This window comes from Sulfitobacter sp. HNIBRBA3233, from assembly GCF_040149665.1.
Lineage (GTDB): Bacteria > Pseudomonadota > Alphaproteobacteria > Rhodobacterales > Rhodobacteraceae > Sulfitobacter > Sulfitobacter marinivivus.
In genome coordinates this window covers 480,771-500,621 of the sequence record NZ_JBEFLP010000002.1, presented here as the reverse complement: position 1 = coordinate 500,621, position 19,851 = coordinate 480,771, and the positions used below count along the sequence as shown (strand labels likewise).

The 19,851-nt window shown below is 65.0% G+C and carries 14 protein-coding genes and 1 pseudogene; 6 read left to right on the top strand and 9 right to left on the bottom strand.

What is annotated here, in order from left to right; genetic code table 11:
• Positions 1–119: 119 nt before the first annotated feature.
• From ABMC89_RS15615 to ABMC89_RS15595, 5 genes and pseudogenes are all read right to left on the bottom strand, one after another.
• Positions 120–1,052, bottom strand: a complete 933-nt coding sequence (locus ABMC89_RS15615; RefSeq protein WP_349569590.1) for a carbohydrate kinase family protein — start codon at positions 1,050–1,052, stop codon at positions 120–122.
• A gap of 104 nt (positions 1,053–1,156) precedes the next feature.
• Positions 1,157–1,435, bottom strand: a pseudogene (locus tag ABMC89_RS15610) (ABC transporter permease subunit); the annotation flags it as partial.
• Positions 1,436–1,507: 72 nt separating this feature from the next.
• The gene (locus ABMC89_RS15605; RefSeq protein WP_349569587.1) at positions 1,508–2,287 is read right to left on the bottom strand and encodes a transglutaminase-like domain-containing protein; all 780 of its coding nucleotides are present in this window, start codon (positions 2,285–2,287) and stop codon (positions 1,508–1,510) included.
• 266 nt (positions 2,288–2,553) lie between these two features.
• Positions 2,554–6,267 (bottom strand): hypothetical protein, encoded by a 3,714-nt coding sequence (locus tag ABMC89_RS15600; RefSeq protein WP_349569585.1) that lies wholly within the window; start codon positions 6,265–6,267, stop codon positions 2,554–2,556.
• 438 nt (positions 6,268–6,705) lie between these two features.
• Positions 6,706–8,196 carry a fused MFS/spermidine synthase gene (locus ABMC89_RS15595; protein ID WP_349569582.1) on the bottom strand — a complete coding sequence of 497 codons (1,491 nt, stop codon included), beginning with the start codon at positions 8,194–8,196 and terminating at the stop codon, positions 6,706–6,708.
• A gap of 268 nt (positions 8,197–8,464) precedes the next feature.
• Here ABMC89_RS15595 and ABMC89_RS15590 point away from each other — a divergent pair, with 268 nt between their 5' ends.
• Together ABMC89_RS15590 and ABMC89_RS15585 are read left to right on the top strand one after the other, a co-directional pair.
• Positions 8,465–10,246 (top strand): gamma-glutamyltransferase family protein, encoded by a 1,782-nt coding sequence (locus tag ABMC89_RS15590; protein ID WP_349569579.1) that lies wholly within the window; start codon positions 8,465–8,467, stop codon positions 10,244–10,246.
• A 40-nt stretch (positions 10,247–10,286) separates the two neighbouring features.
• On the top strand, positions 10,287–11,210 hold the full coding sequence (locus ABMC89_RS15585) for an acetamidase/formamidase family protein (protein WP_349569577.1): 924 nt from the start codon (positions 10,287–10,289) through the stop codon (positions 11,208–11,210).
• 4 nt (positions 11,211–11,214) lie between these two features.
• Here ABMC89_RS15585 and ABMC89_RS15580 read toward each other — a convergent pair whose 3' ends face one another.
• The 3 genes from ABMC89_RS15580 to ABMC89_RS15570 all read right to left on the bottom strand — a co-directional run bounded on the left by ABMC89_RS15580 (position 11,215) and on the right by ABMC89_RS15570 (position 14,786).
• Positions 11,215–12,177: a Gfo/Idh/MocA family oxidoreductase gene (locus ABMC89_RS15580; RefSeq protein ID WP_349569575.1), complete on the bottom strand. Its 963-nt coding sequence runs from the start codon at positions 12,175–12,177 to the stop codon at positions 11,215–11,217.
• Positions 12,178–12,303: 126 nt separating this feature from the next.
• The gene (locus ABMC89_RS15575; RefSeq protein ID WP_349569573.1) at positions 12,304–14,175 is read right to left on the bottom strand and encodes a CHASE2 domain-containing protein; all 1,872 of its coding nucleotides are present in this window, start codon (positions 14,173–14,175) and stop codon (positions 12,304–12,306) included.
• On the bottom strand, positions 14,172–14,786 hold the full coding sequence (locus ABMC89_RS15570; protein WP_349569570.1) for a FecR domain-containing protein: 615 nt from the start codon (positions 14,784–14,786) through the stop codon (positions 14,172–14,174). The genes ABMC89_RS15575 and ABMC89_RS15570 overlap by 4 nt, the downstream gene beginning before the upstream one ends.
• A gap of 314 nt (positions 14,787–15,100) precedes the next feature.
• Between ABMC89_RS15570 and ABMC89_RS15565 the strand changes: the two genes are divergently transcribed.
• From ABMC89_RS15565 to ABMC89_RS15550, 4 genes are all read left to right on the top strand, one after another.
• On the top strand, positions 15,101–16,111 hold the full coding sequence (locus ABMC89_RS15565; RefSeq protein WP_349569567.1) for a hypothetical protein: 1,011 nt from the start codon (positions 15,101–15,103) through the stop codon (positions 16,109–16,111).
• 72 nt (positions 16,112–16,183) lie between these two features.
• Entirely contained in the window at positions 16,184–16,825 is a 642-nt protein-coding gene (locus ABMC89_RS15560) for an NAD(P)-dependent oxidoreductase (RefSeq protein ID WP_349569565.1), read from the top strand.
• Between the two features lie 73 nt (positions 16,826–16,898).
• Positions 16,899–17,372, top strand: a complete 474-nt coding sequence (locus tag ABMC89_RS15555; RefSeq protein WP_349569563.1) for a DUF427 domain-containing protein — start codon at positions 16,899–16,901, stop codon at positions 17,370–17,372.
• Positions 17,366–18,316, top strand: coding sequence for an NAD(P)/FAD-dependent oxidoreductase (locus ABMC89_RS15550; RefSeq protein ID WP_349569561.1), 951 nt, complete (start codon positions 17,366–17,368; stop codon positions 18,314–18,316). The genes ABMC89_RS15555 and ABMC89_RS15550 overlap by 7 nt, the downstream gene beginning before the upstream one ends.
• On the opposite strand, the gene ABMC89_RS15545 is transcribed toward ABMC89_RS15550, so the two are convergent.
• Positions 18,311–19,759 (bottom strand): alpha/beta hydrolase, encoded by a 1,449-nt coding sequence (locus ABMC89_RS15545; RefSeq protein WP_349569558.1) that lies wholly within the window; start codon positions 19,757–19,759, stop codon positions 18,311–18,313. The two genes, ABMC89_RS15550 and ABMC89_RS15545, sit on opposite strands and share 6 nt — an antisense overlap.
• Positions 19,760–19,851 lie beyond the last annotated feature (92 nt).

Here is a 19,851-nt window from a genome sequence, read left to right as displayed (position 1 = left end):
TTTCGATCGGCCCGCGCCGAAAGCACACCTGTTTGGCAGTGCACTTTGCGACAGTCTCAATAAATGGCTGTTATTGTTTCGGATAAAGAAACAATTGTTGCACCACTGGCAATATCGCCTCAGGTCCTGAGCTCGCTTGCCCAAGGAGAATTCGCACCGGCGCGCGATACCGTCAAAGACGCGACCCTCGCGCCATATTCCATCGCGCGCACCAGCGCATCTGGCGACAGCTGCGCGACCTTGGGCTTGGTCAGCTTGCCGGTGGCGGACAGGTTGGCCAGAAGCCCTGCGTTGAACGTGTCGCCTGCGCCGACGGTATCCACGACCTCTGTCCGCACGGCGGGAACGAAGACTTCCCTACCGTTTTCGAGATAGCCTGTCGCGCCCTCGGCCCCGCGGGTCACGATGACCGCAGCCGCCCCCTTCTCGAGCAGCGCGGCAGCCTTGCCCGCCAAGGCCCCCTGCCCCGGGATCAGCCAGTTCAGGTCCTCGTCCGAGACCTTGATGATGTCAGCATGGCCCATCATGCCGTCAAGGCGGCTGCGGTAGCTGGATACATCCGTGATGAACTGCGCACGGATATTGGGATCGATCATGATCGCGCGCTGCGGCGCTTGGGTTTTCAACAGCGCCGCATAGGCGCTTGCGCAGGGCCCGTGGGCCAGGCTGATGCCGCCGAAATAGAGCGCGGATATCTCACTTTTCAGTTCCGGCAGGTCGTCCGGGGCCAGCATCCGGCCTGCGGACAATTCGTCAAAGAAGGAATAGGTCGCGTGGCCGTCTTTCAGCTGCACGAAGGCCAAGGTGGTCGGACGGTCGGAGCGGACGACATGCGAGGTGTCCACGTGGCTCGCCTTCAACGCCTCGGCAAGCTGCTGGCCGAACATATCCGTGGACAGGCCCGTCAGCATCCCCGCTTTGGCGCCCAGCCGTCCCAATGCGATCGCGGTGTTGAATACCGCCCCGCCGACATGCGGAACAAATCCTTCGCCGCCCGTGAGCACGGGTGCGGTGATCATGTCGATCAGGGCTTCGCCGCAGCACAAAATCATGGTGTCACTCGGTCCTCGGTGGGGGCTGTTGCGCGCATCGTTATCCGCGCAGGGGGTGGCCCGGCAACAGGGTTTGGGCGATCGGATCATCCGTGCGCCGCGCCGGTGGGGTTTACGCCGCGTCCGGCACGGCCCGCGAAGGCGCAGATCAGACCCGCAATGGCATGGACCGAGATGGTCGTCTTGCGCACGTCCACGCCGGAAAGTTCGGCCGCGTCGGGGTCATCCCCGACCGCATAGAAATGCCGCCCCCAAGCCGTTGGTATGAGCGCATAGGCAAGCACCACCACCAGCACCAGCAGGAAAACGACGCCGAGCGTGAACACCGCGCCACCGATGCTGAACTTGGTCCCCAGCAACTGGAGCACGGGTGCTTGGGCCGCGCCCGCAACGCGGCGTCCGGCTTGCCATCCTGCGGGATAGCGCGCCGCTTCTTAGTAAAACGTGCAGCCGCCCTAACCGTCCAGAACCACCTGCACCGATTGGGATTGCAGCGTGATCTGGCCGAAACTTGTCAGGAAAGATACCTCGGCCGCATCCATCCCCACACCGATACGCGCGATCTGGTCAGCGGTTGCCATTCCCGTCGCATCGACAAGATGCCATGTCCCGTCCAGATACACCTCCGCGACCGCGTGGAAATCCTGCGGCGAAACATAGGGCGCGTAGACACTGGCAAAGCGCGCAGGAATGGCCGATGCCCGCGCCATGCAGATCATCACATGCGCGTAGTCGCGACAGACCCCTTGCCGCTGCACGAAAGTATCCAGCGCCGTGGTCTGGGCGTTGCTTGATCCCGGGACGTAGCTGAACCGCTCGAAGATCCACTGTCGCATGCGGGCGATCCGTTCGCCGCCGCTGCTGTTTCCGAATTCGGCCTCGACGAAATTCTGCAACTCGTCGGAGGGGCAATAGCGCGACGGCATCAGGTAGCGCACGGCATCACCGGGCAGCAGGTGCGGCGCAACCGCGGGCAGCTGTGTGAGGTCAAGCGCGGGCCGGTCGATCCGGACATGGGCGGTGTAGTCGCATCTGAAATCGCTATCGAGCCGCAGGAGCGTCCGCGTCCCCAAGCCCTCTTCGGCCGACACCGTGGCGCGGTGCAGCGCATCGTTGATGAGGGTCCGCTCGTGCAGGACACGCTGGTCGGCGTAGCTTGGAACCTCGATCTGCACGATGAGGTCGGTCGCGGAGCGGAGCGCATAGTGCAGGTGTACGCCGATCTTGAGATCCATGGAGAGACTGTCCTCGGGAGGGGTGGCGGAAATCCCTGCGCGATAGCGGGGATGGCGTGTCCGGTGTCGATACAGACTAACGGAACAGAATGCCCTTCGCCATGGGGCACGTGACTTGAGGCGAAAGCGTCCCCTGCGCGGAAGCGCGTCGCGCGTCCGGGCCGAAAGGCGGATGACCGTTGGCTGATATGGCCGTTCAGGCCGACCGGCCCGCCGCACGCCCTTGCGGGGCGCGGCGGGGGCGGTGCGGCAGGATCCGCAAAGGCTCAGACGATATCGAGATCCCAGATCCGCACATCCCCGTCGGTAAAGCGGAAATACTCGACCTCAGTGAAGATATCGAAACCCTCGGGGCCGTTCATGCGCACCTCTTTCGAGGCAGTGCGGAACATCGCGTATTCCGCCCGCGCGCCGTCAAAGAGCGCGTAATCCGACCCTGCGCCGCCGTCGATCGTATCGTTTCCCGCGCCCCCCTTGAGCAGGTCGATCCCGCCGTCCCCGTACAGGAAATCGTCTCCGGCCAAACCGATCAGCGTATTGCGACCGCCATCCCCGCTGAGCCGGTCGTCAAAGGCGCTGCCGGCAAGGTTCTCGATCGAGGTATAGAGATCCAGCCGCGCGTCCCCCGACTGCCCGTAGCCCAGCCGCAAGGAAGCCGCGACGCCGCCGCCGGAGGCGACGTAGGACACCAGATCGTCACCGGACCCGCCGTCGTAGCGCTCGCGTCCGCCGGTTGAGGCAAAAAACGTGTCTCGCCCGCCCAGACCCCGGAAATCGTTTTCGCCCGCATCGCCAAAGAAGGTATCGGCGAAGATCGATCCGGTCAGACGCTCGACGCCGTCGAAGCGATCACCCGCAGCCAGCCCCGACAATCCGCCAAGCGCCAGCGACACCGCCACCCCCGCCGTCGCGTCGACGTAAGAGACCATGTCGCGGCCGTCGCCGCCTTCGTAGGTGTCGGCCCCGCCGGATCCCACGAACCAGTCGTAATCGCCAAGACCGCGCAGGCGGTTGTCGCCCGCATCACCGATGATGTAATCGCCAAAGATCGACCCGGTCAGGTTCTCGATATCCGTGAGGGTGCTGACGGCGTCACCGGCGGTCACACGCCCTGCGCCAATATCGGCCACGATAGCATGATCGGCGCCTGCGAAAGACACCATGTCGGTGCCCGCGCCGCCGTCGACCGCATTCGCACCGCTGTCGGCACTCAGCCAGTCGTTGCCCGCGCCACCCGTCAGCGTGTCGTCGCCCGCACCGCCGATCAGCAGATCGCCGGTGTCGCTGCCGGTCAGGCTGTCGTTGCCAAGCCCACCGTCCACCCGGGAGCCTTCGGGTGCCGCGGTGAAGATATCGTCAAGATAGCTCAGCCCGTACAACCATTCGGGATTGGCCGTAAATTCGGGATTGCGCATCAGGTAGATGTCGTAGGCGCCGTTCACGTCCAGCGGATCAAGAAGGCCGCTCCGGCTGGCGAAAGCAATGTATTCGCCCGACCGCGACAGCGTGGAATAGCCGCTGTCGTTAAGCCCGGTCAACACCGCGCCATCCGGATCGCGGACAACAATGTCATAACTGCCATCCACACCGGGCAGCCCGAGCCAAACCGCAAAGCTGTCGCCGGGGTTGAAAGCCGAACCATTGAAGGTCATGTAGCGCCCGTCGCCCGAGAGGGTCGGATAATATAAAGATCCGTCCGCAATCCCGCCGAACCGGCTTGAGAAAACGGCCGCTTCACTCTCGTCCGCAATCGCGCGGCGGACCACTGATGATCCGCTATACCAGGTGTATGTTGTGTAGCCGAGAAAGCCGCTTTGCGACAGGTCCGGATGGTGCGCGTATATCTGCAAGATCTTCCCTGTCCCGCTCACCATATCATAGAGCCAGACATTGGGCCAGTTTTCAGGATTCACCAAGTCCGGCCCTAAGTCTGGTATGTGCTTGGCGACGAACGCAACCAGCTTCCCGTCGGCGGCAACATCGGCTTGGCTTGCGCCCTCGTAGCCCGTTTCGGTACTGGCGCCACGAGATATCCACGTCAGTGCACCAGTCTCGCGGTCGAGCGCATAGACATCATCCAGCCCGTTAGTATCGCCGAGCGCGGAATGGTCTGCGTTGCTGGTGAACGCCATGATCCGGCCGTCATCCGACAGGCTTGCACCGGTCAGCTTCACGCCTTCGCCTTCGGGCGCAACGAAGCCGTCGAGGGCAAGCTTGACCGGCGTCCCGTCGGATCGGTCCAGCAGCCAAAGATCGACGGTATCGCCATCGGTCGGCACACGCTGTTCGAAAACGATGTACCTGCCATCACCGCTGATCCGCGCGTGGGATGAATCTCCTTCGACCGATCCGGTCAGAAGGGTCAGACTGTCCTCGATCCGGTCGTGCACGTAGATCTGGCGCGGTACCCACGCCGTCTCGAACGGCAGATCGGGATTGACACTATCGAAGACCGTGAACCGCCCGTCCTGACTGAGTTCGGGTTCACCCGGCCGAACATAGGGGACGACGACATCCAGTTGTGTCGAAAGCCGCTGGTAGGGGGTGGCCGGGCCCGGCAGGCTGTCGGGGAGGTTTGTCGCGAAGGTCTCGCTACCATAGAATACGGTGACGTTCCCGTTTGCCCCCACCAGCACATCATCATAACCGTCCGCGTTCAGATCGACTGCCTCGAAAGCGCCCGAAGGCGTTTCCAGAACAAACCGCAGATCGGCGGCAGGCGCGTCGGTTGCCGCGCGCCAGCCCTCTTCGGTTCCCAGCCGAACGCCAAGAACAGATGCAGACAGATTCCAGATCAGATCGGTGCTGCCATCGCCGTTTACATCCGCGATTTTTGCTGCGCTCCGAAACTCGGGAACAATCCCTGATCGAGGCAATTCGAAACCGTCCTGCGGCGCCAGATCGGCGAGGTCCAGACGGCCGGGGGTGCCGGCCTCGCCTGCCACAACGAGCGACGCGATCCCGTCGGCACCGCCCCACAGGACGCCGTGGCTGGTCCTGTCGACAAAATGGAAATCGACAAAACCGTCGCCGTCGAGATCGCCGATCTCGGTCAGCGCAAAATCACCCACACTGCGCGGCACAACTTCGATCACGTCTGCCGCTCCAAGTGTGGCGGGATCAAACTCGGGCGGTGCATCCGCCTTGCCCAGTATGATCCTGAAACCGTCGGCAGTGGCGATCCCCACATCGTCGAACCCGTCGCCGTTCACATCCCCGACATAGCCTGCTTCGTTCACATCTGCCGAATTCTGGCGCAGCGCGATCAGCCCGCCATCCAGCACGGTCTCGCTGGTGATCGCCTGTGTGAACACCCCCTCGGGATCGCCGAAGCCCGTATAGCCCGTACTGCCCAGAATGATTTTGATCCCGTATTCAACCGGAGCCCTGCGAGAGCTGATGCTGATCAGATCCTCAAGCCCGTCGCCGTTGAAATCGCCGCCGCCCTGCACTGTACCGCCAAAGATCAGCGACAGCCCCTGATCCGGCGTCAGCCGTGCCACATCGATCTGTTCACCCGCATCCCCTGCCAAGACCCCCGACCCGCCAAAGATGACGTAGCTGAAGTCCTCGCCCCCCAGCAATGTGTCGGCAATCCCGTCACCGTTGAAATCCCCGCCAGAGGCGAGCGTTGAGCCCAGATGTACCGAAAGGTTCTTGGGCGGCAAGAGATTGATGATCTCGTCCGGTATTGGCGTATCGGGGGACACCACAGCGCGGTCAATTCCGTATTCGACAGCGTTTGCCGCCCGCTTCTCGCCCCCGTAAATCACGCTTACACGCCCTGGCTGAGTGTAAAAGCCGTATTCCGGCGCACTAATGGCAATATCTTCGAAGCCATCTTCGTCGACATCTCCCAATCGCTGCATCGCGAAACCAAGGGAATAGTTGATAGGCTGTTCGCCGGGGATGGCTAAATCTCCGCCCAGAAGGGTGAACCCGTCATCGGCGCTCAGGAATTTTGAAAAGATATCGGTCATGAAATAATTTGCTTCTTGCAGGGAGGGGACGCGGAAATTTGAATTTAAACGGACGGCAATTGTAACATTAAAGAACTATTATCCCAAAACCGGGAAAGGCTGGCAGCCGGTCCGGCACTCTTTGCGGCACGGGCACTCGACAGTGCGAAGTTCTTCTGCGGCGGCCCAGCACGCTTGAGAGACAGATTTACTGAACAGGTTAGCAATATTGGGGGAAACGGTCTAGAAAATATCCCGTTCCCCCTGGTTTGCGGCATTCAGCAAGATCGGTTGCGCCAGATCCCCTCGTGCGGGGAACTGCGCGAAAACAGGTCGCAGATCCGGGCGCCAAGTTCTTGCTGCAGTAGCATCGCGGCGTCCTGCCGACATACGCGCCCTTTCGTCCCCACCTGTCAAAACGACCCAGCGCAAGACCAGAAAGGATGCTCTACTGCCGGTCTAGCGGTGACCGACCCAACCGCGATCATCGGTAAAGGCGCGCGCATCGGCGATGTCGGTCGGGCCGTATTCCTCCGGCGCATCGGCAAGGGGCGCAAGGGGCGCGCGGGAAGCCGCGAAGAGGATGTTGGTGCGCCCGCGTGTGTTGATCTCGCCCTGCACGGCCTCGACATGCGGATAAAGCGCAGCAAGGATCGCCTGAACGCCCCGCGCCAGCGGCCCGTCGGGCCGGTCGATCAGGTTCACATAGACAGGGCCATTCACGATCTCGCGCAGTCGGGCGAATGTCTCAAAGGTGACCAGATGCGCAGGCACCGATCCGGAGGAGAACGCATCCATCACGGCGGCGTCGAAACGCTGCTGCGTTTCGTTCAGATACACCCGCCCGTCCGCATGGACGATGCCAAGCCGCCCATCCCTGGCTCCTGAGGCCCCGGCATCGTAGCCGGTTCGTGCGATCATCCGCGCGGCAGCCGGTAGGTGAAGCCGCACCACGTCGGTCACCAGCGGGTCGATCTCGACCGCGATGGCCTGCGCCTCGGGACGTGTCTCCAGCAGTTTTGTCGGCAGCGTATACCCGCCGCCGCCGACGAACAGCACCGATGCCTCGCGTCCCAGATCACGGTCCATCCGTGCCCAGAGCCATTCGGTATAGCTCAGCACCAGCCCTACGCCGTCGTCTTCGACACCGGATGACGTCGCATGCTCTGCCGCTTGCAGGGTCCCGTCCGAGACGAGGTTTATCTCGCCCCCCCGTTGCGCCACATGCAGGCACGACAGACCGGATTCGTACTGGCAGGCCGGTGATCCGGCGAGACCGGCAAAGGCCACGAAACCCGCCGCCGCAACCGTCACCGCGGGGTTTGAAGGCTGGCCGCCCCGCAGGAACGGCAGGCACAGCAGCGCAACGGCCCCGCATGCGGCGAATGTTGCCGTCGAGCCGATCAGCGGCAGGGTCACGAAGCCCGCGAGGATCGCGCCGAAGATCGCCCCGACCGATCCCGCCGCCAGCACGAACCCGAGCGACGACCCCTCCCGCCCCGGACGCGCCTCTATGGCGAGCTTGGCAAGCAGGGGGGACGGCAGGGTCACGCAGACGGACGCGGGAAAGAACACGATGAACACGCTGAACATCATGCCATCGGTCCCGCGCGCGCCCATCCCGTGAACCACGCCAAGCAGCGTTGGCGATACCGCCATCAGCACCGCCGTCGCGACCAGCGCGTTGCGCACGTTTCGCAGCGCGGTGTCGCGCGGGCGCTCCGCGATGATACCGCCAAGGGCGCTGCCCAGTGAAAACCCGCCCAGAACCGTGGCGATCACGGTTGTCCATGTCAGCAGCGATGTGCCGAAAAACGGCGCAAGCACACGGCCCGCGGCAATCTCGTAGGTCAGCCCCACGGCGGACAGAACGAGGATGAGTGTGATGGTGACTGAGAAACGGATGGCGACCTCCCTTGGTTCTTGCGCGGCTGACGGGGCCCTGCGCACGCCGGTTGTCCGGATGATCTAGCAGGGTTTTGCATGAAATCATGCCTTTGCGCAGGCGCGGGCCGAAAGATCTATCCCAACCCCGCCCGCGATGGCCCTGCGCGGCGCGAAACCGGGATCCGACGTCGCGCATCGCGGTCAATCTTCACGCCCCCCTTGGATTAGCCACCGCAGTGGCACTAAGGTACGCCTGACCGGCGACACCACCGGTCCGCCATGCCAGCGGCCCGGCGGACCAGACCCATGCGCGCATCACTCAGGAGACAGAATGTCCGATTTCACCACCCGTCCCGAGATCAGGGGCACCTTCGGGGTCGCCACATCGACCCACTGGATCGCCTCTGCCGTGGGGATGAGCATTCTTGAACGCGGCGGCAACGCCTTTGATGCAGCCGTTGCGACCGCGCTGACGCTTCAGGTGGTCGAGCCGCATCTCAACGGGCCTGCGGGCGACATGCCCGCGATTTTCTATTCGGCCAAAACCGGCAAGGTCGAGGTGCTCTGCGCACAGGGCGTCGCACCCGAAGCGGCAACCGTCGAGCACTACAAGGATCAGGGCCTCTCCCTCATCCCGGGGTCGGGGTTGCTGGCCACGGTCGTGCCGGGTGCGTTCGACGGCTGGATGCTGATGCTGCGCGACCACGGAACAATGGGGCTGCGCGATGTCATGCAGCCCGCGATCGACTATGCACGCGACGGTCACCCGATCCTTCCGCGTGTCGCCCACACGATTGCCGGTCTGGCGGAGTTCTTTGCCGCCGAATGGCCGACCTCTGCCGCCGTCTGGACTCCGGGCGGCCGCGCCCCTGCCCCCAACACGCTGTTCAGGAACCCCGAACTGGCCGACACATACGACCGCCTTGCGGACAGCGCGGGCGACAGCCGCGAAGCGCAGATTGATGCCGCCCGCGCCGCATGGCGCGAGGGATTCGTGGCCGACGCCATCTTTGACTACCTGCGCGACGCGCGGGTGATGGATGTCTCGGACGCAAAGCATTCCGCCGTTCTTGCGCCGTCGGACATGGCCGATTGGCGCGCGACATACGAGGCGCCGCAGAGCTATGACTACCACGGCTGGACCGTTCACAAGACGCAGGCGTGGTCGCAGGGACCGGTGATGTTGCAGGCGCTCGCGATCCTCAAGGGGATCGATCTGGGTGCGATGGATCCCAACGGGGCCGAGTTCGTCCACACGGTGATCGAGGCGATGAAGCTGGCCTATGCGGACCGCGAAGCCTTCTACGGCGATCCGGATTTCAGCGATACCCCGATGGATGTGCTGCTGAGCGATGCCTATAACGACGACCGCCGCAAGCTGATCGGCAAAGAGGCCTCACACGAACAGCGCCCGGGCCGGATCCCGGGGTACGAGGCGCTGGCCGATGCCTATGTCGAACGCGCGGGCCGGGATTTCGGCGTGGGCGCCGTCGCGGCGCAGGAACCCACGATGTCGCATCTTACCGAAAAGCGTGGCGATACCGTGCATCTGGACGTGATCGACCGCTGGGGCAATATGGTCTCGGCCACGCCATCGGGCGGCTGGCTGCAAAGCTCTCCGGTCATTCCCGGCCTCGGCTTTCCGCTGAACTCGCGGGCGCAGATGTACTGGCTCGAGCATGGCTTGACCACCTCGCTGGTCCCCAAGAGCCGCCCGCGCACGACCCTCACCCCCAGCCTTGCGGAAAAGGACGGCGTGCAGGTCGTATTCGGCACACCGGGGGGCGACCAGCAGGACCAATGGCAGCTGATCTGGTTCCTGCGGTTCGTTCACTTCGGTCTGGGCCTTCAGGAAGGCATCGACGCGCCGCTGTTCCATTCGATGCATTTCCAGGGCTCGTTCTTCCCGCGCGAGGTGAAACCCGGCGAGATGATGCTGGAGCCGGCGTTTGGCGATGACGTGATCGCCGATCTGCGCGCGCGCGGTCACATCGTCACGGTGGCGGAGCCCTGGACCGTTGGCCGCCTGACGGCCGCACTGCGCGAAAAGGACGGCATGCTGCGCGCCGCAGCGACCCCGCGCCTCATGCAGGCCTACGCCATCGGCCGCTGAGAGCCGCAACACCCTGCACCCCACCCCAAGGAGAGCCTGAATGATTATCGACGCCGGACCGGATACCTGCCACTGGGGCTATTTCGACGCCACACGCGCGCCCGTGGCGACCATCGCCAGCGGCGCGGAAGTGACGATCAATTCCGTCTCGGGGGGCCCCGATGTGCTTCCCGGCGACGGCTTTCACGTGCCGCCCGAACTGCTGGAACTGCACGCGGCGGGGCTGCCCGGCATGCCCGGTCACATCCTCACCGGACCTGTCGCTGTCGAAGGCGCCGCAGCCGGTGACGTGCTGCAGATAGACATCCTTGACGTGAAGCTGCGGCAAGACTGGGGCTTTACCTACGCCAAACCGCTGGCGGGCACGCTGCCGCTGGATTTCACCGAGCGCCACGACATGACCATCGCGCTGGATGCCGATGCCAACGAGGCGACGCTGCCCTGGGGGCTGAAACTGCCGCTTGCGCCGTTCTTCGGGGGGATGGCCGTGGCCCCGCCGCCCGCGTGGGGCCGGATTTCCACGATCGAACCGCGCGCCCATGGCGGCAACCTCGACAACAAGGAACTGGTGGCAGGCACGACGCTCTACCTGCCGGTCTTTAACGAGGGCGCGTTGTTTTCCTGCGGCGACGGTCATGGCGCGCAGGGGGACGGAGAGGTCTGCGTGACCGCGATCGAGACAGCGCTTCAGGGCCGTTTCCGCCTGACAGTGCGCAAGGATCTGGACCTGACCTATCCCGAGGCCGAAACGCCCACCCATCTGATCACCATGGGGATGCACGCCGATCTGGATGTCTGCGTGGAAATCGCCCTGCGGCGGATGATCGGCCTTGTCTCGGAGCGCGCGGGCATCACCCGTGCCGAAGCCTATATGCTGTGTTCACTGGCGGGCGACCTGCGGGTCACCCAGACCGTAAACCGCGAGAAAGGCATTCACATGATGATGGATAAATCCCTGCTCTAACCGCCTAGCCCTTGCCCGCGAGCATCCCCTCGACCAGACGCTGCACGCGCAGCGCTTCGGCGGGGGTGGCCAACCTGTGCGGCTGGCCCGCCATGCAGAGCACCAGATCATCGAGCTGCGCCCCGAGACTGGCCGCCCGCGGGTCCGCCGGCTCTGCGCCGAGGGGGGTGAACTCACCACCCGAGGAGGTCGAAAGCTTGTAGAATTCGGAAATCCGGCGGCTGGCGTCAGAGCCTTTGATGGTCACCTGCTGAAGGTCAGGCTGCGCACCGCCGACGCTGGCCATGACGGTCACCGGACGGCCGTCCGATGTCTCGAGCCTTGCCAGCATGTGGGTTTCGCATAGCGCGGGATCATCGGGATAGGACGGGCGGGCCCAGACCAGTGACAGCGGGCCCAGAACCCGCTCGGAGAAGAACAGGAAATGCGAGATGACTTCGCGCGTCATCCCCCCTTCGGCGCGAAAGCGCAGCCAGTCCGCCCCCTTCTGCCACGCGCGCGGCCACGCGGGATAGGTCACGACGATATCCGCGCCCAGCACCTCGCCCAGTGCACCCTGCCCAGCGGCCTGTGTCACCTCGGCCAGCGCATCCCCCGCCGCCTGGGTGAAGTTGACCGCCGCCGGCACGCCGGATGCTTCAAGCCGGGCGACGAGGTCTTCGCTTTTGGCGATATCGACGCCCAGCGGCTTTTCGAGAAACACCGCCTTGCCGGCAGCGGCCGCTTCGAGGGCGTAGGCCTTGCGCGGTGCGGGCGGGCAGGCAAGATAGACCAGATCGCACGCGGCAATGGCGCTGCTGGCATCGTCGGCCACGACGGCACCGGGCGCAAGATCCAGCGCCGCCGCGCAGGCGGCAGGATCGGGATCCCAGACCACATCGGGTGCAAAGCCCTCGTGCCGCAGCATATGTTCGAGCATCCGCTGCCCCATGATCCCCAAACCGATGATCGCCGTCTTCGTCGCCATGAATCGCCCCCTCTGCATCCCCGGCACGCACCGGTTGGCGCACCCTAGAGCGGCCCTCGCCCGAGGTCCACGCAAGGGCGCGGAAAATCTGATCGGGCGGGCGGAGATCGACCGCAACTGCCCGATCTAGGTCAACCCGACATCCGGCGCACCGGCATCGCCCGTTTGCGGGACCTCGCCGATCCAGATGGTCTGGGTCGCGGCGCGTCCGCGCAGCGCCTGATCGGCGAGCGGTGTCAGCCCCGCCGCCTCGGCCCAGATCCGCGCCGTGTCTTCGCTTGCGATCAGATCCTCCGACAAGGCCAGCGACGCGCCGTGGGTCTTGGCGAATTCCTGCAACCTGCTGGCCGTGTTCACCACATCGCCGCTGACCGATACGATCCGGTGCCGCGCGCCGCCCAGAACGCTGAACTGCACCATTCCGGCGTGGCCACCGGCGCGCATGTTGATACCGTCCCATCCGGTCGGCGCGAAAAGGGTCGCAACAAATTCCAGCGCCCGCGTTGCATCCCCCGCAGCGGGTTCGGGCAGCCCGAAAACAACCAGTACACCGTCCCCCGAAAAATCCAGAATGGTGCCGCCCAGTGGCTCTGCGGCCGCTTCGACCCTTTCGTGAAAGGCGCGCAGGAACCCGGCAGTGGCAGCGGGGCCGATACGCTCTGCCCGGGTGGTAAAGCCTGCCACGTCGACGAAAAGAACCACCGCCCGCTGGGGCGCGCGCCGGCCCAGGGGATCGGCGTCTGATGCCATGACTTCGACCAGACGGGGCGACTGGTATCGCGCCAGATTGGCGGCCCGTCGGCGCGTCTCGAGAAAGCGGCGGGTGCTGCCAGTGGCCAGCCCCAGCAGCAACGCGGCCAGTACCGTCGTCGCATCGAGCCACCAGCCCGCTGCGAACGCCACCTGCAACACCGCGCAGAGCGTCGCTGTCAGCGCCGTTGCCGCCGCCAGCGCGTGCCACCGGTGGGCGATCCCCCCGGCCCATAGCCCCGCCATCGCCGCGCAAACGGCCAGCACGCCCCCCAGCACGAGGGCAACGGGATCGCGGCGCAGCACACGGCCCTCCAGCAGATTGGCGGCAAGCGTGGCATGGGCCTCCACCCCCGGCAGGGTGGCGTCGAAACTGGTGGCGTGACGGTCCCCGAACCCCGTGGCGGTCGCACCGATAAACACGATCCGGCCCTGCAGATCCGCCTGCGACAGGTCCGCAGCCGAGTAGGTCTCGACCGTGCCTTCGGGACCGTAGAAATCAAGCGGCAGCGCGTCTTGTACATCGAGCTTTGCGGGCGGCCATGGCCCCTCCAGCCGTCCGCCCGCGAAACCGGCAGAGACGATCAGGTCAGGGGGCGTTCGCCCGGCGGAGACTGCGGCGATTGCAAGGCCCGGCACGGTCATCTCGCCGGCCTGCGTGCGCAGGGTCAGCGCCGGACGCATTCGGCGCAGCATGCCGTCCCGCTCGTGGTGGACTGTGACATGGCCCAGCGCCGCATTGCCCAGAAGGCCCGCCGTCGGGCCAAGCGCGGGCAGAGGTGCAAGCGCACGCGGCCCCACCACAAGGGCGAAACCGCCCGTATCCGAAAGCGGCGGCGGCGGCGTGGTGGCACTCGCCTCGGCAACCCCCAGAACTGTCGCGCCGGACGCCAGCGCATCGGCCAGCACCGCGTCGTCATCGCGCGGGCCGGCCAGCAGCAGGTCCAGCGCGACCACGGCGGCCCCGGCCTCAAAAGCCTGCGCGACAGTTGCGGCAATGTCTGTCCGGCTGGGCGGAAAGGCCTGCAACGCCGATACGGCGGCATCGTCGAAGGCGATGATGGCAACGCCGGTCGGCTGCGGCAACGGGCCACGCAACGCAAACCGCAGGTCCAGCAGCCGACCCTCGACCGCCGTACCGACCTGCCCGCGGCTGCCCGGATGCCAGAGCGCGAGGATCACAGCCCCCAGCAGCACCAGCAGCAAGCTGCGCGCCCGGTAGAGCCCAGCCGGGCCGCGGGCTGTCACCAGTCAGGCCCCAGCAGATCACCGAAAAGCGCGATCCGCCCCTGACCCCATTGCACAACCGGCCCGACCGCTCCGGTGGCTGACACGTCCACCCCGTCGCCCGCACCCAGCTGGACCCTGCCGTTATCGCCAAATACGAAAACCGCACCGGCGCGCGCGAACACCGCGCTGGCCCCGTCGGTGACGCGCATCGCCCATTCGGTCGAGCGCACGGCGGCCACAGCCGAAGGCGTGCGGATCTGAACCGTGCCGTCCGGCTGTGAGCTGTCATAGAAAAAACCCGCAATGCCCTGCACAAGGCGCATGCCGAAAGTCTGCGGCGCCTCCTTTGCGAAACGCGCAACGGCGATCTGCGACGACGGGCCGACAAGGACGCGCAGGTCTTCGTTGCACTGCAGTGTCGCGCGCGCACCCGCGCCGGTGCGCAGCGTTGCATTGCTGCCCAGCGCCAGCCCGACCTCGGCCGCCCTGCGCCCCGCCCCCGGTGCGGAAACCATCGCCGACCCCTCGACGGCCACGATCACGCAGATACCACGCCCCCCGGTTTGCCCGAAGACGGACGATGCAGGCAGGCAGAACAGTGCAAGGCAGAGGAGCAACGGGCGGAACATGGTATTTCCTTCCTGAAGGTTGCGGCCTCGAAACGGTGACGCAGTTCGGCGAACGAGTCAAAAGAATGTGTGAATCGGTGCAGACCGGGCGGATAGCGGTGCTGCTCTGGAACGCTTCTCGCCCGCGCGTGCCGGAATCACCGGTACTGCCACCGGATGGCGACCACCGGATCGCACAAAACCATAGTGTCATCTTTCGCGCGCCGCGGTCGCGCTCTGCGACCTAATGCCACTTACGCAGCCCCGCGTCGCGTCACATCTATGATGCAGACGCAGCATTTGTGCCGCCGATGCAAGCTTGGGAAGGAGCGGAAATGGGAAAGCTGAAGCTTTTGGGAGCGACACTCGCGATCTGTGTGGCGGGCACCGGGGCTTCTGCCCACGTCAACTGGTTTGTCGACGGTCAGGCGGAGCCGCTCGCGAATATCCCGTTTACCGATCCGGTATTCCTGGTCTGGATCTGCATTGCCTTCGGGATGGTGCTGACGTCTGTCTGGCTCGACGGGATCCTGCCAACCCTGCGCGTGGCAGACACGAAATTGCGCCACGACTTCATGGAGATCCTCAGGGTCTTCACCGGCATGAGCTTTCTTCTGACCGCCTACGAGGGATCGCTGGTGGCCCCGCACAAGGTCGCCTTCGGGCCGTTCGGGCTGGGGCTTTTGTTCATGCAGGCCATCATCGGCCTGATGCTGATCGCCAACCGCTGGATCAAGGTCGCGGCCCTTCTGATGCTGGTACTGCAGGTCGGTGTGGCGCTGAAATTCGGCATCCTTCCGGCGCTCGAATACGCGATCATCGTCGGCATCGCTTTCTTCCTTCTGTTCAACTCGATCGAGGACGAAAGCCGCCGCGACTGGCTCAAACCCTATTCCGTCGACGCCCTGCGGATCTGGACAGGAATTTCGCTGCTGGTTCTTGCCATCGGGGAAAAACTGGCGCCCTCTGCGCTCGGGCAGGTTTTCGTCGCCCAGTACCAGTGGAATTTCATGGAGGCGTTGGGCTTTGGCTTCTTTGACGACAGGGTGTTCGTGCTGTCGGCGGGCATGGTCGAGGCCGTGCTTGGTATCGTGCTGATCCTTGGCACAACCGTGCGGCTTGCGGTGCTGGCGCTGTCGGTGATGATGGCGATTTCAAACATCGTGTTCATCGTACAGGGCAATAACGAAGCGGCACTCGTCGAATTCATCGGCCATATGCCGATCATCGGCGCGGCGCTCGTGCTTTTGCTGCTTGGCTATGGTCAAAGGCTGAAGATCACGAATGCCATTCCGTCGCTGCAACGCGCGACCGCGGCGCAAGGCGCCGCACCGCGCGTGCCCTGAGCACGCGCGGCGGATCGCGCAACCGTCAGGAGTGCTGGCAACACTTTTCACATTCCGGAAGGACAATTTGTAATGACCGAACCAATTCTCATCATGGGTGCCACATCGGGCATCGGCGCGCTGGCTGTCGAAAACGCGGTCCGTCGCGGCCTGCCCGTTCGGGCCTTCGCGCGCAGTGCGGACAGCCTCGAGACAACCGATCTGGTCAGCCCTTTCGCGGGCGATGCACGATCTGCGCAGGATGTGGCAGAGGCGCTCGCGGGCGTGCGGGCAGTGATCTACGCGCTTGGCATCAAGGAACGGCTCTCCATGCTCTGGGAGGAGGAAACGCTGTTTTCGAACAGCACCAGAGTGCTGCTCGACGCCATGCGAGACACGGACACCAGACGGCTGGTCGCGGTCACGGGGTTCGGCGCGGGACGGTCACAAAGCGCGATGAGCACAATCGAGCGGATCGGCCACCGCGCGATCCTCGGCAGGCCCTATGCCGACAAGGACAGGCAGGAAAAGCTTATCATGCAAAGCGATACGGACTGGACCATCGTGCGTCCGGTGATCCTGACGAACGGGCAAAACTCGCAGGGGCCGAAGGTGCTGCGCGATCCGAGAACATGGCGCAACGGGCTGGTCCCGCGGCGCGATGTTGCAAAGTATCTGGTCGACGCCGTCGAGGACGGCCGCGACATCGGCGCGGATGTGGTCCTGACCCGCTGACAGCTACGGCGGCCAGCCGCGATCAAACGGGGCGCGCGCTTTCCATTTCCGTAGCGAAGGTTATGTCAGGCCCATGTCACAGCTGCCCGTCGAAAATGTTCAGGATTATCCGCGCCCGCCCGCCCTGCAACGGGTGCCCCACCGCCTGCGTGTCTTGTTGGGCGGTGAAACGGTTGCAGATACGGTTCGTGCCCTGCGCGTTCTGGAAACGCATCACGCGCCCACCTATTATTTCCCGCCGGAGGATATCATGGCCGACCTCGTCCGCCTCAAGGGCAACAGTGTTTGCGAATGGAAAGGATCGGCAACCTATTTCGATGTGCGCACCGAATTCGCCACAGCCCCCCGCGCGGCATGGTCCTACCACGATCCGCGCAGCGCGTTCGCGCCTCTGGCCGAGTATGTGTCATTCTACGCAGGACTTATGGAGACATGTTTCGTCGCCGACGAGCGTGTCATTCCGCAGCCGGGCGATTTCTATGGCGGTTGGGTGACGGGTAATCTGCAAGGCACGGTCAAGGGTGCGAGGGGCACGGAACAATGGTAGAAACAGCGCCAAGGATCGCGGTCGTCGGGGCCGGTATGGCGGGCCTGACCTGCGCGCGCGACCTCGCCCGGCGCGGCGCGCGGGTTGTCGTCTTTGACAAGGGGCGCGGGCTGGGCGGTCGCATGGCCACGCGGCGCGCCGAGGGCGGGTTCCAGTTCGATCACGGGGCGCAGTATCTCACCGCGCGGGGCGACGGCTTTGCCTCCCTGCTCGCGCGGGCCGAAACCGACGGTGCGCTTGCCCGCTGGCCGAAGGATGTGGACAAGCCGGCCTATGTCGGCGTTCCCGGCATGACGGGGTTTGCGAAATACCTCTCTACCGGCATCGATATTCACCGCGCCACGCGGATCGAGAGCATCAGGCGCAGCGACGGTCGCTGGCTGCTGGAGCGCGAAGGTGAAAGCGACAGCTTCGACCGCGTCGTCCTTGCCCTGCCCGCCCCGCAGATCACCGAGATGTTGCCTGACCTGACCGAGCTTCACGCGCCACTGGCGGCTGTCGGCATGGCGCCCTGCCTCACGCTGATGGTGGGGTTGGACGGCGCGGTCGGGATGCCGTTCGGACACCGCCGGGCACCGGATGCCGCGATCTCGTGGATCGCCTGCGACAGCGACAAGCCCGCAAGGCCCGATGCGACCTGTATTGTCGCGCAGGCCAGCGCCGACTGGAGTGTTCGACACCTCGAACTCGAAAAAGACGCCTTTGCGCAGAAGATGCTACCGATGCTTGCCGATGCCATCGGCGCGGAAGTCTTGCGTGATCCGGCCTATGTGTCGGGCCACCGGTGGCGATATGCTTTCGTTTCCGGCCCGCTGGGGCAGCCATTCGTCACAGACCGGTCGGGAACGCTTTTTGCCGGGGGCGACTGGTGCCTCGGCGCGAAAGCCGAACATGCGTGGGAAAGCGGGAAAGCGATGGCAGAGGCTGTTTACGCGGGGCTATGAGACGCCCTGAAACAGCGGCGTCGATGCCGCGATAGCCCATGCAAGGATCACCCCCGCCCCCAGCCCCGCAGCCACCGGGCCGCTGCGCTTGGCGAGCCACATCGCCATGGTCCCGTAGACAAGCCAGTAAAGCGCGAGAACCGGCAGCACGGTGAAGACCAGCCCGAACTGCGCCGGAGAGGCCATCATCGCAACCGCCAGCGCCACCACGAAGGGTATCCGCAAGGCGATCCGGGCCAACAGGCCGCGCCCCGCAACCAGTGCACGGTCCGCGACCGCGAAAACAACACAGGCGGGCAAGAGCAGGACCGCAAGCAACAGGCGCGGTCCGGTCGGCACGAATGCCGCCCCGTAGCGATCGAGCGCGAGCGCGAAGGCCCCGATGCCCCATGTGACCAGCACGAGCGCACCCATCAGCTCCCTGCGCGCCAACCGCGGCACGCGGCGCAGGACCGACAGGACCAGCACCCCCCAGACTCCCAGCGCAAGGGCGAGGCCCCCGAAGCCCGCAAGACCGGCAAGCGGCAGCGCGGTCATCGCGGCGACTGCCGCCGCAACGGCAGGCACAGATGCCGCCAGCGCCGCACGGCGCAGCGATTGCGGTGACGCAACGGAGACGCACGCCGGTGCGATTTGCGACACGGGCCTGAACAAGACGACAAGTGCAGCCAGCAGCGCCAGCAGCCACGGACCCGTCCGCACCGGTGTGGTCTCTTGACCCAGCCACGCGGCAATCTCCGACAGGCTGCTGCGCGACCAAAGCACGCCGACATGGCCCACCCACGGGGCGCTGACCGCGCGGCGGGCCGTTTCACCTGTCGTGATTGTCGTGCCTTCCTCGGCGGGGCCCAGCTGCGCGACGGCGTCGAGCGCGACATCGCGCAGCCTGCTCTCGAAGGCGCCCGATACGATCAACAGACGTGCGGGATGCGCTGGCGTCACCGCTTCGGAATACATTGAGATCGCCACAACCGAACCGGTATCGCCGATCCGTTCGGCCGCCCGCACGACAACATCCGTCGCCATCGAGTGGCCTACGAAAGAGACCTCCCCGATCCCCGTTCGCTGCTGCGCGGCGCGGGCGACCCGCACGGTCTGCTGGACCAGATCCTCGGTCGTGCTGGTCAGGGTACCTATCGCGGGCGACAGTGGCGCAGGATGGCGTCCGTGGCCGATGAAATCGAAGGCAACGACCGTATGGCCCGCCCGCGCCAGCGTCAGCGATATGGCCTCCATCATCTGCCGTGATCCGGCAAAGCCGTGTGCGACGATCACCAGCGATCCCGAAGGCGCCTCGCCCCGGTAGAGTGTCGCGGGCGTGCCGCCCAGACGCAGGTTGTCCATCACCACAGGCCACCGCGCGCTTTCCAGCGCGTAGACGGACCAAAGAGCCACCACGAGGGCGAGTGGCGCAAGCAGACGGGAGGGGCGCAGGACTGGCATAGCGGACAAGATGGTTCTGATTGGCAAGGCGGCGACCCCTTTTTTCCAGATCACGGACAGCTAGGTCTATGGCAACGGAGCAGGCCCGCCCC

What these genes read in the sequence shown, in the direction of transcription:
- ABMC89_RS15615 (WP_349569590.1), bottom strand. Translation starts at nt 1,052, where the DNA reads ATGATTTTGTGCTGCGGCGAAGCCCTGATCGACATGATCACCGCACCC.
- ABMC89_RS15605 (WP_349569587.1), bottom strand. Translation starts at nt 2,287, where the DNA reads ATGGATCTCAAGATCGGCGTACACCTGCACTATGCGCTCCGCTCCGCG.
- ABMC89_RS15600 (WP_349569585.1), bottom strand. Translation starts at nt 6,267, where the DNA reads ATGACCGATATCTTTTCAAAATTCCTGAGCGCCGATGACGGGTTCACC.
- ABMC89_RS15590 (WP_349569579.1), top strand. Translation starts at nt 8,465, where the DNA reads ATGTCCGATTTCACCACCCGTCCCGAGATCAGGGGCACCTTCGGGGTC.
- ABMC89_RS15585 (WP_349569577.1), top strand. Translation starts at nt 10,287, where the DNA reads ATGATTATCGACGCCGGACCGGATACCTGCCACTGGGGCTATTTCGAC.
- ABMC89_RS15580 (WP_349569575.1), bottom strand. Translation starts at nt 12,177, where the DNA reads ATGGCGACGAAGACGGCGATCATCGGTTTGGGGATCATGGGGCAGCGG.
- ABMC89_RS15570 (WP_349569570.1), bottom strand. Translation starts at nt 14,786, where the DNA reads ATGTTCCGCCCGTTGCTCCTCTGCCTTGCACTGTTCTGCCTGCCTGCA.
- ABMC89_RS15565 (WP_349569567.1), top strand. Translation starts at nt 15,101, where the DNA reads ATGGGAAAGCTGAAGCTTTTGGGAGCGACACTCGCGATCTGTGTGGCG.
- ABMC89_RS15560 (WP_349569565.1), top strand. Translation starts at nt 16,184, where the DNA reads ATGACCGAACCAATTCTCATCATGGGTGCCACATCGGGCATCGGCGCG.
- ABMC89_RS15555 (WP_349569563.1), top strand. Translation starts at nt 16,899, where the DNA reads ATGTCACAGCTGCCCGTCGAAAATGTTCAGGATTATCCGCGCCCGCCC.
- ABMC89_RS15550 (WP_349569561.1), top strand. Translation starts at nt 17,366, where the DNA reads ATGGTAGAAACAGCGCCAAGGATCGCGGTCGTCGGGGCCGGTATGGCG.
- ABMC89_RS15545 (WP_349569558.1), bottom strand. Translation starts at nt 19,759, where the DNA reads ATGCCAGTCCTGCGCCCCTCCCGTCTGCTTGCGCCACTCGCCCTCGTG.